Below are 329 nucleotides of genomic sequence, written 5' to 3' on the forward strand. Positions count from 1 at the left end.
CATCGACGTATGACGGAAATTGGGTCTACTGGGCAACGAGGAGAGGGAAATCACCAGAAATCTCAAACCGAGAAGCCAAACTGCTGAAAAACCAGAAAGGCAAATGCAAATGGTGCGGACAGCACTTCACTATCGAAGACCAAGTGGAGACCGACCATATAATCCCTAGAAGCTTAGGCGGAAAGGATGATTACAAGAACCTCCAATTGCTGCACCGCCACTGTCACGATGCCAAGACTGCCATAGATGGTATAGTCAAAGCAAGAGTCGTACTCATGACAACGAGACGACTGAACTAGGAGCCGTGTGAGGTGAAAGTCTCATGCACG

1 protein-coding gene is annotated in these 329 nt (G+C 48.6%); it reads left to right on the plus strand.

Annotated elements, in window-relative coordinates:
• A partial coding sequence (locus tag AC0QHF_RS14865) for an HNH endonuclease (protein ID WP_324705007.1) occupies nucleotides 1–299 on the plus strand: 299 nt, incomplete at its 5' end.
• Nucleotides 300–329 lie beyond the last annotated feature (30 nt).

The organism is Lyngbya sp. CCY1209, assembly GCF_055795065.1.